The 12,687-nt window shown below is 75.9% G+C and carries 14 protein-coding genes; 10 read left to right on the top strand and 4 right to left on the bottom strand.

The features are described 5' to 3' along the window. A complete protein-coding gene (locus ACYVI6_RS03820; RefSeq protein WP_460445103.1) occupies positions 1 to 987 on the bottom strand; it encodes a helix-turn-helix transcriptional regulator in 987 nt (328 codons plus the stop codon). Between the two features lie 54 nt (positions 988 to 1,041). On the opposite strand from ACYVI6_RS03820, the gene ACYVI6_RS03815 reads away from it, so the two are divergent. Next, positions 1,042 to 1,599 (top strand): mycothiol transferase, encoded by a 558-nt coding sequence (locus ACYVI6_RS03815; protein ID WP_460445102.1) that lies wholly within the window; start codon positions 1,042 to 1,044, stop codon positions 1,597 to 1,599. Between the two features lie 105 nt (positions 1,600 to 1,704). On the opposite strand, the gene coaA is transcribed toward ACYVI6_RS03815, so the two are convergent. Beyond that, a complete protein-coding gene (gene coaA, locus ACYVI6_RS03810; RefSeq protein WP_460445101.1) occupies positions 1,705 to 2,688 on the bottom strand; it encodes a type I pantothenate kinase in 984 nt (327 codons plus the stop codon). Here coaA and glmS point away from each other — a divergent pair. From glmS to ACYVI6_RS03765, 9 genes are all read left to right on the top strand, one after another. Next, on the top strand, positions 2,687 to 4,543 hold the full coding sequence (gene glmS, locus ACYVI6_RS03805) for a glutamine--fructose-6-phosphate transaminase (isomerizing) (protein ID WP_460445100.1): 1,857 nt from the start codon (positions 2,687 to 2,689) through the stop codon (positions 4,541 to 4,543). The genes coaA and glmS overlap by 2 nt on opposite strands. 7 nt (positions 4,544 to 4,550) lie before the next feature. Then, positions 4,551 to 4,904 (top strand): holo-ACP synthase, encoded by a 354-nt coding sequence (locus ACYVI6_RS03800; protein WP_460445099.1) that lies wholly within the window; start codon positions 4,551 to 4,553, stop codon positions 4,902 to 4,904. A gap of 93 nt (positions 4,905 to 4,997) precedes the next feature. Then, the gene (locus tag ACYVI6_RS03795; RefSeq protein WP_460445098.1) at positions 4,998 to 6,500 is read left to right on the top strand and encodes a bifunctional ADP-dependent NAD(P)H-hydrate dehydratase/NAD(P)H-hydrate epimerase; all 1,503 of its coding nucleotides are present in this window, start codon (positions 4,998 to 5,000) and stop codon (positions 6,498 to 6,500) included. A gap of 50 nt (positions 6,501 to 6,550) precedes the next feature. Beyond that, positions 6,551 to 7,732, top strand: a complete 1,182-nt coding sequence (gene alr / locus ACYVI6_RS03790) for an alanine racemase (protein ID WP_460445097.1) — start codon at positions 6,551 to 6,553, stop codon at positions 7,730 to 7,732. Beyond that, a complete protein-coding gene (locus ACYVI6_RS03785) occupies positions 7,729 to 8,832 on the top strand; it encodes an alpha/beta fold hydrolase (RefSeq protein ID WP_460445096.1) in 1,104 nt (367 codons plus the stop codon). The genes alr and ACYVI6_RS03785 overlap by 4 nt, the downstream gene beginning before the upstream one ends. Positions 8,833 to 8,868: 36 nt before the next feature. After that, on the top strand, positions 8,869 to 9,462 hold the full coding sequence (gene tsaE / locus ACYVI6_RS03780; RefSeq protein ID WP_460445095.1) for a tRNA (adenosine(37)-N6)-threonylcarbamoyltransferase complex ATPase subunit type 1 TsaE: 594 nt from the start codon (positions 8,869 to 8,871) through the stop codon (positions 9,460 to 9,462). Beyond that, positions 9,462 to 10,130, top strand: coding sequence for a tRNA (adenosine(37)-N6)-threonylcarbamoyltransferase complex dimerization subunit type 1 TsaB (gene tsaB / locus ACYVI6_RS03775; RefSeq protein WP_460445094.1), 669 nt, complete (start codon positions 9,462 to 9,464; stop codon positions 10,128 to 10,130). Before tsaE ends, tsaB begins: the two co-directional genes overlap by 1 nt. After that, a complete protein-coding gene (gene rimI, locus ACYVI6_RS03770; protein WP_460445093.1) occupies positions 10,127 to 10,591 on the top strand; it encodes a ribosomal protein S18-alanine N-acetyltransferase in 465 nt (154 codons plus the stop codon). Before tsaB ends, rimI begins: the two co-directional genes overlap by 4 nt. Further along, positions 10,578 to 11,114: a GNAT family N-acetyltransferase gene (locus ACYVI6_RS03765; RefSeq protein WP_460445092.1), complete on the top strand. Its 537-nt coding sequence runs from the start codon at positions 10,578 to 10,580 to the stop codon at positions 11,112 to 11,114. The genes rimI and ACYVI6_RS03765 overlap by 14 nt, the downstream gene beginning before the upstream one ends. A gap of 4 nt (positions 11,115 to 11,118) precedes the next feature. Here the strand turns inward: ACYVI6_RS03765 and ACYVI6_RS03760 are convergent, their stop codons facing one another. Beyond that, positions 11,119 to 11,547 (bottom strand): hypothetical protein, encoded by a 429-nt coding sequence (locus ACYVI6_RS03760; RefSeq protein WP_460445091.1) that lies wholly within the window; start codon positions 11,545 to 11,547, stop codon positions 11,119 to 11,121. After that, positions 11,544 to 12,687 (bottom strand): alpha-hydroxy-acid oxidizing protein (locus ACYVI6_RS03755; protein WP_460445090.1); only part of this gene is annotated, 1,144 nt, incomplete at its 5' end. The genes ACYVI6_RS03755 and ACYVI6_RS03760, both read right to left, overlap by 4 nt.

Here is a 12,687-nt window from a genome sequence, read left to right as displayed (position 1 = left end):
TCAGGGCGTCGGGCCGGGGCGGGCGGTGCGCGGCTCGGTGGCGGCGCGGGTGAGGCGGCGCCCGAGGGTGCGGGCCTCCTCGCGCAGCTCGGGCGGCGACACGATGCGGTAGGGCGCGTCGAGCCCGACCAGGTGCCAGGCGTACCAGCGCGGCTCGTCGGTCGTGCCGGTCAGCCGGGTGCGGCGCGGCGACACCGCCTCCAGACGGCCGAGGTTGCGCGGCACCCACCGCTCGACGTCGGCGAGCGGCGCGTCGACCAGCACCTCCACCTCGTACCGCCAGCCGGTGCTCAGGTGCGCCTCGACGGCCGCGACGGGATCGAGACCGGCCGGCCGCTCGAAGCGCTCGTCGAGCACCCGGACGTCGCGCACGCGGTCGACGCGCAGCACGCGCTGCGCGTCGCGGGTGTGTGACCAGCACAGCAGGTACCACCGGCCGCGGCGCACCGACACCGCCCACGGGTCGACGTCCATCTCGCGCGGCTCGGGCAGCAGGTAGGTGACGCGCACCCGGCGCCCGGCGTCCGACGCCTGCACCAGGGCCGCCGTCACGTGCGGGTCGGGTGGCGGCACCGCGGCGTCACCGGCGTTCGCCGTCGTCACCTGCCGGATCGCCGTCACCGACTCCGCGACCTGCGCCGGCAGCAGGCGCACCAGCTTCGCGATGGCGCTCGCCACCGGGTCGCCCGTCACGTCGCCCTGCCCGGCGTTCGGCCGGCCCTCGAGCACGGCCATCACCAGGCCGAGCGCCTCGGCCGCCGACAGCAGCACCGGTGGCAGCCGGGTGCCGCGTCCGAGCCGGTACCCGCCGTACCGTCCCGACGTCGACTCGACCGGGATGCCCGCCTCGCGCAGCAGCGTCGCGTACCGGCGGACGGCGCGCTCCGAGGTGCCGAGCCGCCGGGCCAGCCGCTCGGCCGTCACGCCGGGGCTGTCCTGCAGCGCCTCCAGCATCCGCAGCGCCCGCGCGGTCGGCGAGATCTCCACGGTGCCCCCGTTCGCGGACGCAGGTCGTCCGCGAACGACCCTAGCGTCGCCGTCATGACCGACACCATGTACACCGAACCGCCCCGCGACGGCGACGAGGCCGCGACCACGATCGGGGTGCTCGAACGCACCCGCGGCGTCCTGTGGTGGAAGACCAGCGGCCTGGACGCCGAGGGGCTGCGCGCGACCCTCGGACCGTCGTCCGTGACGCTCGCCGGCCTGCTGAAGCACCTGGCGCTCGTCGAGGACCACTACTTCCAGCACAAGCTGTGGGGCCGCGACATGCCGCGGGTGTGGGCGGCCGGCGACTGGGACGACGACCCCGACTGGGAGTGGCACTCGGCCACCACCGACGACCCCGATGAGCTGCGGGCGCTGTGGCGCGCCGCCGTCGAGCGGTCGCGGGCGAGCGTCGCCGAGGCCCTGCAGCGCGGCGACCTGGGGCAGCAGCTGCACGCCGCCGACGACGACGGCTCGCACGCCAACCTGCGGCGGATGCTGCTCGACCTCGTCGACGAGTACGCGAGGCACAACGGGCAGGCCGACCTGCTCCGCGAGTCGGTCGACGGCCTGGTCGGCGAGGACCCGCCGCGCGGCGGCCCGGACGCCTGACCCGCCTGCCGCTCCGAGCCGAGCTGCCACTTCCCGGGGTCCGAGACGTGCTCGAGACCCCCGGAAGCGGCAGCTCGGCAGGACGGGGGGCCCTCGACGGCGGGGTCAGAGCTTGCGCAGGCGCACCCGTCGGACGGCGTGGTCGGCGCCCTTCTGCAGCACCAGCGAGGCCCGGCCGCGGGTAGGCCGCACGTTCTCGACGAGGTTGACCTCGTTGATGTCGCGCCAGATGCCCAGCGCCGTGCTCACCGCCTCGTCGTCGCTGAGCGCCGCGTACCGGTGGAAGTACGACGAGGGGTCGGCGAACGCCGTCTGCCGCAGCCGCAGGAACCGCTCGACGTACCAGCGGCGCACGTCCTCGACCTTCGCGTCCACGTAGAGCGAGAAGTCGAAGTAGTCGCTGACCGCCATCCGGGCCGTGCCGTCGTCGCCGACGCGCGGCGGCTGCAGCACGTTGATGCCCTCGACGATCAGGACGTCGGGGCGGCGCACCACCACGCTCGCGTCGGGCACGACGTCGTAGGTGAGGTGGGAGTAGACGGGCGCCTCGACCTCGTCGCGCCCGGCCTTCACCTCGGCCATGAAGCGCAGCAGCCGGCGGCGGTCGTACGACTCGGGAAAGCCCTTGCGCCGCAACAGGTCTCGTCGTTCCAGCTCGGCGTTCGGCAGCAGGAACCCGTCGGTGGTGACGAGCTCGACCGACGGCGTCTGCGGCCACGCAGACATCAGGTCGCGCAGCAGCCGCGCCGTCGTCGACTTGCCCACCGCCACCGAGCCGGCGATGCCGATCACGAAGGGCACCCGCTCGGGCTGTTCGCCGAGGAAGTCGCCGGACACGCGCCGCAGCCGGTTCGAGGCCCGCACGTAGAGGTTCAGCAGGCGCGACAGCGGCAGGTACACCTCCTCGACCTCGCCCAGGTCGACGCGGTCGCCCAGACCGCTCAGCCGGCGCACGTCGTCCTCACCCAGCGTCAAGGGCGTCTGGTCGCGCAGCCGCGCCCACGCCGCCCGGTCGAGCTCGACGTACGGACTGGGCACGCTCGCGCCGTTGCCGGGGGCCACGTCGGCGAACGTTACCCTTGCGGCCATGTGCGGCATCGTGGGGTACACCACTCGTGACGGCGGTCCGGCGGCGCTCGACGTCGTGATGGAGGGCCTGCGGCGCATGGAGTACCGCGGGTACGACTCGGCGGGCGTGGTCGTGCAGGACGGCGCCGGGCTCGACGTGCGCAAGAAGGCCGGCAAGCTGGCGAACCTGGTCGAGGCGCTCGACGCCGACCCGCTGCCCGCGGCCACGACCGGCGTCGGGCACACCCGCTGGGCCACCCACGGCGGCCCGACCGACGGCAACGCGCACCCGCACCTGTCGCAGGACGACCGGCTCGCCGTGGTGCACAACGGGATCATCGAGAACTTCGCGCACCTGCGCGCCGAGCTGGCCGAGACCGGCGTCGTGTTCCGCAGCGAGACCGACACCGAGGTCGCCGCGCACCTCGTCGGCCGGGCGTACGACGAGGTCGGCGACCTCACCGAGGCGATGCGCCGCGTCTGCAACCGGCTCGAGGGCGCCTTCACGCTGCTCGCGGTGCACGCGGACGTGCCGGGCACGGTCGTCGGGGCCCGCCGCAACAGCCCGCTCGTGGTCGGCGTCGGCGACGGCGCGAACTTCCTCGGGTCGGACGTCGCGGCGTTCATCGAGCACACCCGCGAGGCCATCGAGCTCGGCCAGGACCAGCTCGTCACCATCACCGCCGACAGCATCGACGTCATCGACTTCGACGGCGCCCCCGCCGAGACGACCGAGTACCACGTCGACTGGGACGCCTCGGCCGCCGAGAAGGGCGGCTACCCGAACTTCATGACGAAGGAGATCGAGGAGCAGCCGCGCGCCGTCGCCGACACGCTGCTCGGCCGCACCGACGCCGACGGGCACCTGGTGCTCGACGAGCTGCGCATCGACCCCGCCGTGCTGCGCCGGGTCGACAAGATCGTGGTCATCGCCTGCGGCACCGCCTCCTACGCCGGGCAGGTGGCCAAGTACGCCCTCGAGCACTGGTGCCGCGTGCCCACCGAGGTCGAGCTGGCCAGCGAGTTCCGCTACCGCGACCCGGTCGTGAACGAGAAGACGCTCGTCGTCGCGATCTCGCAGTCCGGCGAGACGATGGACACGCTGATGGCCGTGCGGCACGCCCGCGAGCAGGGCGCGAAGGTCGTCGCCATCGTGAACACGCACGGCTCGACGATCCCGCGCGAGGCGGACGCCGTGATCTACACGCACGCCGGTCCCGAGATCGCCGTCGCCTCGACCAAGGCCTTCCTCGCCCAGATCACCGCGGTGTACCTGCTCGGGCTCTACCTGGCGCAGCTGCGCGGCAACAAGTTCCAGGACGAGGTCCGCGAGATCCTGGCCCAGCTCGCCGACGTGCCGCAGCAGATCCAGCGGGTGCTCGACCAGATGGCCCCCGTGCGCGCGCTGGCCCGCGAGCTGCAGGACGCGCGGGTGGTGCTCTTCCTCGGCCGGCACGTCGGCTACCCGGTGGCGCTCGAGGGCGCGCTGAAGCTCAAGGAGCTCGCGTACATCCACGCGGAGGGGTTCGCGGCCGGCGAGCTGAAGCACGGGCCGATCGCGCTCATCGAGCCCGGCCTGCCGGTGTTCTGCGTCGTCCCGTCGCCGCGTGGTCGCGACTCGCTGCACGGCAAGGTGGTCTCGAACATCCAGGAGATCCGGGCCCGCGGTGCGCGCACCATCGTGATCGCCGAGGAGGGCGACACCGACGTGCTGCCGTACGCCGACACGCTGATCGAGGTGCCGCAGACGCCGACGCTGCTCGCGCCGCTGGTGACGACGGTGCCGCTGCAGGTGTTCGCGTGCGAGCTGGCGCTGGCCAAGGGCCACGACGTCGACCAGCCGCGCAACCTGGCCAAGTCCGTCACCGTCGAGTGACCGCCGCGTGATCGTCGGGGTCGGCATCGACGTCGTCGACGTCGAGCGCTTCGGTCGCACCCTCGAGCGGACGCCGGCGCTGCGGCTGCGGCTGTTCACCGAGGCCGAGCGTGCGCTGGGGCTGAACAGCCTGGCCGCCCGGTTCGCCGCCAAGGAGGCGCTGGCCAAGGCGCTCGGCGCCCCGCCCGGGCTGCACTGGACCGACGCCACCGTCGTCCGCACCGAGCACGGCCGCCCCGAGCTGCAGGTCACCGGCACCGTCGCCGCCCGGGCCGAGGCCCTGGGCGTGACGTCGCTGCACGTGTCGCTGTCGCACGACGCGGGCATCGCGAGCGCCGTCGTGGTCGCCGAGTCGCACTGACCCCACCCCGCCGAGTTGCGACCAGTGGTCGCTCAGGGGGGTCCAGAGCAACCACTGGTCGCATCTCGGCCGGACGCCGGGCAGGGTGGGCGGGTGATCGACGCCTACGAGGTCGAGGACGTGCGCGCCGCCGAGCGCCGGGTGATGGCGACCGTGCCCGACGGCGCGCTGATGCAGCGGGCCGCCGCCGCGCTGGCGGTGACGGTCGCCCGCGAGCTGCGCTCTCGCCGCGGTCGGGTGGTCGGTGCGCGCGTCGTGCTGCTGGTCGGCCCCGGCGACAACGGGGGCGACGCGCTGTGGGCCGGTGCGCGGCTGGCCGGGCGCGGCGTGCGGGTCGACGCCGTGCTCGTCGCCGACCGCGCGCACGAGGCGGGGCTGCAGGCGCTGCGCGCCGCCGGAGGACGGGTCACGCACCTCGCCGACGTGCCGGACGACGTCCTGACGCGAGCGGACGCCGTGCTCGCCGGCGTGCTCGACGACGGCGGGCTGCCGGGCGTCGACGAGGCCGTGACGGCCCGGTGGGCGCTGGTGCCGGAGCACGCGCTGCGCGTCGCCGTCGACCTGCCGAGCGGCGCGGACGTGGCGTCGGGGGCGCGGCCGGCGGCGGTGCTCGAGGCCGACCTCACGGTGACGTTCGGCTCGGCCAAGCCCAGCCTGCTGCTGCCCCCGGCGAGCACGGCGGCCGGGCGGGTCGAGGTCGTCGACATCGGCACCCGGCCGGCGCTGGTGTGCACGCCGCCTGCGGTCACCCGCCTCGACGCCGCCGACCTGGCGGCGGCCTGGCCGGTGCCGCGGGCGGCCACCGACAAGTACCGCCGCGGCGTGCTCGGTGTCGTGGCCGGGGGCCGGCAGTACACGGGCGCCGCGGTGCTGGCGACGGGCGCGGCGGTGCAGGCCGGCGTCGGCATGGTGCGGTACGTCGGGCCGCCCGAGCCGACCGAGCAGGTGCGCTCGCGCTGGCCGGAGGTGGTGCCGGGCGGAGGTCGCGTGCAGGCCTGGGTGCTCGGCCGCGGCGTCGACCCGGCCGCCGTCGAAGGCCAGGCCGACGCGATCCGCGAGGCGCTCGCGAGCGGCCTGCCGTGCCTGGTCGACGCCGGGGCGCTGAGCCTGCTGCCCGAGCGGGTCGAGGGGCAGGTGCTGCTGACCCCGCACGCCGGTGAGCTCGCGACGCTGCTCACCGCCCGCGCCGGTCGCGCGGTGGCGCGCGAGCAGGTCGAGGCGGCGCCGCTGCGGCACGCCCGCGAGGCGGCGGCGCTGACCGGTGCGACGGTGCTGATCAAGGGCGGCACGACGCTCGTCGTCCCGGTCGCCGGCACGGTGCGCAGCCAGGCCGACGGGCCGCCGTGGCTGGCGACGGCCGGGTCGGGCGACGTGCTGGCCGGGCTCACCGGCACGCTGCTCGCCGCCGGGCTGACCCCCCTGGACGCCGGGGCCGTGGGTGCCGCGGTGCACGGCCGGGCCGGCGCACGGGCGTCGGGCGGGGGGCCGGTCAGCGCCGAGTCGGTGCTGCACGCGATCCCGGCGACGGTGGCCGGGCTGCTGCACGCGGACGACGCCGAGATGCGCCCGGCGGTGCACCGCGGGCGGGTGCGGTGAACCACGAGTCGCATCTCGGCCGGCGGGGGGCGGCTGACACACTGGCGCGCGTGACCTCGACGCCCGCGACGCCGCCGACGCCGTCGACGCCGCCGCCCGCGCAGGCGCAGGTCGACCTCGACGCGCTGCGCTCGAACGTCGCGGCGCTCGACGCGCGCAGCGGCTCCGCGCAGGTGATGGCCGTGGTGAAGGCCGACGCCTACGGCCACGGGCTGCTGCCGTGCGCGCGGGCCGCTCGCGAGGGCGGCGCCTCCTGGCTCGGCGTCGCCCAGCTGCACGAGGCGCTCACGCTGCGGCGTGGCGGTGACCAGGGCCGGCTGCTGTCGTGGCTGCACGTGCCCGGCGACGACTTCGCCGCCGCGCTGACCGGCGACGTCGACCTGTCGGTGAGCGACCACTGGGCTCTGGACGAGATCGCCGCCGCAGCGCGCGCCACCGACCGGGTGGCCAGGGTGCACCTGAAGATCGACACTGGGCTCTCGCGCGGGGGCGTCACGGCCGACGGCTGGGCCGACCTGGTCGGCGCCGCGCTGCGGCTGCAGGCCGAGGGGGTGCTGCGCGTCGTCGGCGTGTGGTCGCACATGGTGTGGGCCGACGAGCCCGACCACCCGACGTCCGCCCGGCAGCTGGTGGCGTTCCGCGAGGCGGTCGCGGTGGCCGAGCGGCTCGGCGCCGACCTCGAGGTGCGGCACCTGGCCAACTCTGCGGCGACGCTCACCACGCCGGCCGCGCACTTCGACCTGGTGCGCCCGGGCATCGCGGTCTACGGGCTGTCGCCGGTGCCGCAGCTCGGCGGCCCGGCCGACTACGGCCTGCGGCCGGTGATGACGCTGCGCGGGCAGGTGGCGCTGGTGAAGCAGGTGCCGGCCGGCACCGGCGTGTCGTACGGCCACCAGTACACGACCGCGCACGACACGACGCTGGCGCTGGTGCCGCTGGGGTACGCCGACGGGCTGCCGCGGGCTGCGTCGAACGCCGGGCCGCTGCTCGTCGCGGGTCGCCGCACCCGGGTCGCCGGCCGGGTCTGCATGGACCAGGTGGTCGTCGACCTCGACGGGCTGCCCGACCCGGGCGGGGTGCGGGCCGGCGACGACGTCGTGGTGTTCGGCGACGCGACCCGTGGCGAGCCGACCGCGCAGGAGTGGGCCGACGTGGTGGGCACCATCGGCTACGAGATCGTGACGCGGGTCGGTGTCCGGGTGCCGCGCACCTACCTCGGGGCCAGGGCGTGAGCCAGCGGCGGGGACTGCTCGGGCTCGGCGCCGGGGTCGCCGCGGCGGGCGTCGGTGCGGCGCTCGGCGTCGCCGCCCAGCGGTGGACGTCGTCCCGCGGCGTGGTGCCCGACCTGCAGGAGGCCTACGGCTCGCTGCGCGGCGAGCCGGTGCGCGTGGTGGCGAGCGACGGCGCGCAGCTGTACGCCGAGGTCGACGAGCCCGACCCCGAGCTGGCCGGCGACCCCGTCGTCACGGTGGTGCTCAGCCACGGCTTCGGGCTGAACATGGACATCTGGCACTACCAGCGGGCCTTCCTGCGCGGCCGGTACCGGCTGGTCTTCTGGGACCTGCGCGGGCACGGCCGCTCGTCCACCGGCCCGAGCGACCACTACACGCTCGGGCAGTGCGGCGCCGACCTCGCAGCCGTCGTGGCGACCTGCGCCCCCGAGGGGCCGCTGGTGATCGTCGGGCACTCGATGGGCGGCATGACCGTCATGGAGTTCGCCGACCAGCAGCCCGACACGATCCGCGAGCGGGTGGTCGGCGGCGCCTTCGTCGCGACGTCGTCCGGGCAGATGGCGAGCGTCGACTGGATCGGCCTCCTCGGTCTCGGTCGCGTCGTGCACAAGCTCGGCCCAGGCGTGCTGACCGCCCTGTCGCGCGCCCCGTCGTACGTCGACCGCACGCGGCGCATGGTGTCGAGCGACCTCGAGACCCGGCTGGTGCGGCACTACTCCTACGCCTCGCCGGTGCCGTCGTCGCTCGTGCGGTTCACCGCGGCGATGATCGCCAGCACGCCGATCGACGTCCTCGCGGCCTTCCTGCCGGGCTTCGACCTGCACGACAAGGGCACCGCGCTGAAGGCGTTCGCCGACGTGCCGGTGCTCGTGCTGAACGGCGACGGCGACCTGCTCACGCCGCTCGAGCACAGCGAGGCCATCGCGGCCGCGCTGCCCGAGGCCGAGCACGTCCTGCTGCCGCGCGCCGGGCACATGCTGATGCTCGAGCACCCCGACGTCGTGAACCTGCACCTCGCCGAGCTGCTCGACCGCGTGCACGCCGCGATGCCCCGCCCGGCCCGTCGGCGGCACCGCGGTCGCCGTCGCCGTGCCCGCTAGGACGGGGGCTGCTGGCCGGTGGCCGCTCGCCCTACGATGACCGGCGTGGAGTCGGTCGAGCTGGTGCCCACGCGCGCCGCGATGCACGATCTGGGCGCGCGCCTGGCCGCGGTGCTGCGCGCCGGTGACCTGGTGCTGCTGACCGGTGACCTCGGGGCGGGCAAGACGACGCTGGCGCAGGGCATCGGCGCGGGCCTCGGTGTGCGCGGCCCGATCACCTCGCCCACCTTCGTCATCGCCCGCGTGCACCCCAGCGAGGTGGGCGGCCCGGCGCTGGTGCACGTCGACGCCTACCGGCTCGGCTCGATCGGCGAGGTCGACGACCTCGACCTCGACGCCGGGCTCGACGCCTCGGTGACCGTCGTCGAGTGGGGCGAGGGGCTCGTCGAGGACCTCGCCCAGGACCGGCTGCTGGTGCGGCTCGAGCGCCGCCGCGGCCAGCGCCCCGGCCCGGACGGCGCCCGCCGCCGGCCGGCTGCGGCGACCGGCGTCGGGGGCGACGACGACCCGGACGAACCGGACGACCCGGACGACCTGGACGACGTCGACGAGCCGCGCGAGGTGCGGCTGACCGGGCTCGGCGGGCGCTGGGCCGGCGTCGCCCTGCCCGAGACGACGGTGGCGCGCTGATGCTGCTGCTCGCGCTCGACACCGCGACGCCCGCGGTCACCGTCGCCCTGCACGACGGCGAGCAGGTGCTCGCCGAGGCCACGACCGTCGACGCCCGCCGGCACGCCGAGCTGCTCGCCCCCGCCGTCGAGCAGGTGCTGGCGCAGGCCGGGCGTGCGCCCGCCGACCTCACCGGCGTCGCCGTCGGCACCGGACCCGGCCCGTTCACCGGGCTGCGCGTCGGGCTGGTCACCGCGCAGGCGCTCGCGGAGGCGCTCGGGGTGCCGGCGCACGGCGTCTGCACCCTCGACGTGCTGGCCGCCGAGGCCGTCGCCCTCGGCGCGGTCGACGGGCCGTTCGTCGTCGCCACCGACGCCCGCCGGCGCGAGGTCTACTGGGCCGCCTACGACGCCGCCGGCGAGCGCACCGACGGCCCGCACGTCGACCTGCCGGCGTCGGTGCCGGTCGACGGGCGCCCGGTCGTGGGGCGCGGCGCGTCGCTCTACCCCGAGCACCTCGGTGGCGACCCGGCCGACCCGATCGGCCCGCTCGACCCGTCGGCCGCCGGCCTGGCCGACCTCGTGGTGCGGCGGCTGGCTCGCGGCGACGACCTGAGCGACCTGTCGCCGCGCTACCTGCGCCGCCCCGACGTGCACGAGGCGGGCCCGCGCAAGAGCGTGCTGACGTGACGCTCGCGCCGGTGCGCTGGTGGGACGTCGCCGAGCTGGCGGCGCTGGAGGAGCAGCTGTTCGACGACGACGCCTGGAGCGAGGCGACGTGGTGGGGCGAGCTGGCCCGGCACGACACCCGCACGTACCTGCTGCAGCGCGACGACGCCGGCCGCGTCGAGGGCTACGCCGGGCTGTCGGTGCAGGGTGGCGACGCCGACGTCATGACGATCGCGGTGGCGCCGGACGCGCAGGGCCGCGGCCTCGGACGCCGGCTGCTCGCCGCGCTCGTCGACCACGCGGCCCGGGTCGGCGCGACGCAGCTGCTGCTGGAGGTGCGCGGCGACAACGTCGTGGCGCAGCGGCTCTACGCCTCGGCCGGGTTCGAGCGGATCGCGCTGCGCCGGGGGTACTACCGCGACGCCGACGGCTGGGTGATGCGGCTGCGACCGTTACCGGGAGTGATCAGTGCTGAGGCGTGAGATCGGCGACGGGTACGCGCTCGCGCCCGTCGAGCCCTGGCAGGCCGAGGTGTTCTCGGCGCACCTGGACGAGGTGCGGCCGTCGATCCGGCAGTGGGTGCCGATGGCCAGCCGCAACGTCGACCTGGTGAGCTGCCGCGCGTGGCTGCAGCGCTACGCCGACGGGCACGCAGCCGACGAGCGGCACCTGTGGGGCGTCTGGCGCGACGGCGACCTCGTGGGCGGGGTGCTGTTCCCGCACTTCGACGTCGGGCAGGGCGTCTGCGAGATCGGCGTGTGGCTGGCACCCGGCACCGAGGGCCGCGGCGTCGCCCGCCGGGCGCTCGAACCGTTGCTGCAGTGGGCGTTCGAGCGCGGGGTGGTGCGCGTCGAGTGGCAGGCCGCGCCGGGCAACGTGCGCAGCATCGCGCTCGCCGAGCGCCTCGGGTTCCGCCACGAGGGGGTGCTGCGGCAGTCCGCCGTGGTCGACGGCGTGCGGCAGGACACCGCGCTGCTGGCCCTGCTCGCGGCCGACCGCGCCTGAGACCTCAGCAGACGTCGGGGTGCTCGGGCCGGTCGAACGCCTCGAGCCGCTGCGCCGGTCGGGTCGCGCCCGGCCGCGCGGCGCAGGCGAGGGCCACGAGGTCGGTGGCCGGGTCGCGCAGCTGCAGCACGGCGTCGAGCACCTCGTCGGCGGTCAGCGGGCCGGCTTCGCGGCGCTCGAGCGCCTCGGCGGGCACGTGCCACGGCTCGACCTCGACCCCGCGGCGCAGCAGCAGGCGGCGGGTGCTCGACGGCGCCTCGCGGCGGACGTCCTCGCGGCAGCCCGGGCAGCGGAAGGTGTAGTACGACCACTCGCGGACGGTGCACTCGACGAGCAGCAGTCGCTCGGCGTGCAGCTCGACGGAACCGCAGGTCGGACAGGTGGCGCTGATGGTGTGCACGATGGCCTCTCGGTCGGGGACTGAGGGGTTCACGTGCTGAGACGGTGGGGCGGTTCGATCACGGAGCGTGACGTACGCCGCAGTGGCAGCCCGCTCGCCTCGCGGGCGCTGCGGCAGCCGACGAGGCCCAGGGTGAGGTCGGCCTCGGCGAGCACGTCCTCGACGACCTGCTGCACGCCGCGCGCGCCGTCGACCGCGAGGCCGTAGACGTACGGCCGGCCGAGCAGCACCGCGGCCGCCCCGAGGGCGAGCGCCTTCACCACGTCGGCCCCGCCGCGCACCCCGCTGTCGAGCAGCACCGGCACCCGCCCGGCGACGGCGGCGACGACGTCCGGCAGCGCCTCGGCCGCGCCGACCGAGCCGTCGACCTGCCGCCCGCCGTGGGTGCTGACGACCAGCCCGTCGACGCCGTGGTCGACGGCCAGCCGCGCGTCGTCCGGGTGCAGCACGCCCTTGAGCACGATCGGCAGCCGGGTGCGTTCGCGCAGCCACGCCAGGTCGGCCCAGGTCAGGGTCGGCCGCGAGTAGACGTCGAGGAAGGTCTGCACCGCCGCCCGCGGCACCGGCGAGCGCAGGTTGTCGACGAACCGGCCCGGGTGGGCGCGCGAGACGTCGAGCAGGGCGCGGACGGCGGCCGGCGTCGGCCGGGGAGAGGGTGCCGGCGGCGCGGCGGCCACCCGATCGGCGACCAGCCGGCGGAACACCGGGTCGCTCGTGTACTGCGCGATGCCCTGCCCGCGGGCGAACGGCAGCGAGCCGAGGTCGAGGTCGCGGGTGCGCCAGCCGAGCATCGTGGTGTCGAGCGTGACGACGAGCGCCTCGCAGCCGGCCGCCTCGGCACGCGCCACGAAGCTCTCGACGAGCTCGTCGACGGTGCTCCAGTACAGCTGGAACCAGCGCGGCGAGTCTCCCAGCTCGGCCGCCAGCCGCTCGATCGGCACCGACGCCTGGCTCGAGATCACCATCGGCACGCCGAGCGCGCGCGCCGCCCGGGCCACCGCGAGGTCGGCGTCGCGGTGCGCCATCGAGAGCACGCCGACCGGCCCGAGCAGCAGCGGCGCCGGCAGCGTGCGGCCGAACAGCTCGACCGACAGCTCGCGGTCGCCGACGTCGCGCAGCACGCGCGGCACCAGCTGCACGGCGTCCAGGCCCGCGCGGTCGGCGGCCGACGTC

This window comes from Angustibacter aerolatus, assembly GCF_054776675.1.
The sequence above is the reverse complement of the archived record's forward strand: the minus strand, read 5'-3'. Positions and strand labels throughout refer to the sequence as shown.

Bases quoted from the DNA above. Each gene is read 5' to 3' on its own strand.
- ACYVI6_RS03815 (WP_460445102.1), top strand. From the start codon at position 1,042: ATGACCGACACCATGTACACCGAACCGCCCCGCGACGGCGACGAGGCC.
- glmS (WP_460445100.1), top strand. From the start codon at position 2,687: ATGTGCGGCATCGTGGGGTACACCACTCGTGACGGCGGTCCGGCGGCG.
- coaA (WP_460445101.1), bottom strand. From the start codon at position 2,688: ATGGCCGCAAGGGTAACGTTCGCCGACGTGGCCCCCGGCAACGGCGCG.
- tsaE (WP_460445095.1), top strand. From the start codon at position 8,869: ATGACCGGCGTGGAGTCGGTCGAGCTGGTGCCCACGCGCGCCGCGATG.
- tsaB (WP_460445094.1), top strand. From the start codon at position 9,462: ATGCTGCTGCTCGCGCTCGACACCGCGACGCCCGCGGTCACCGTCGCC.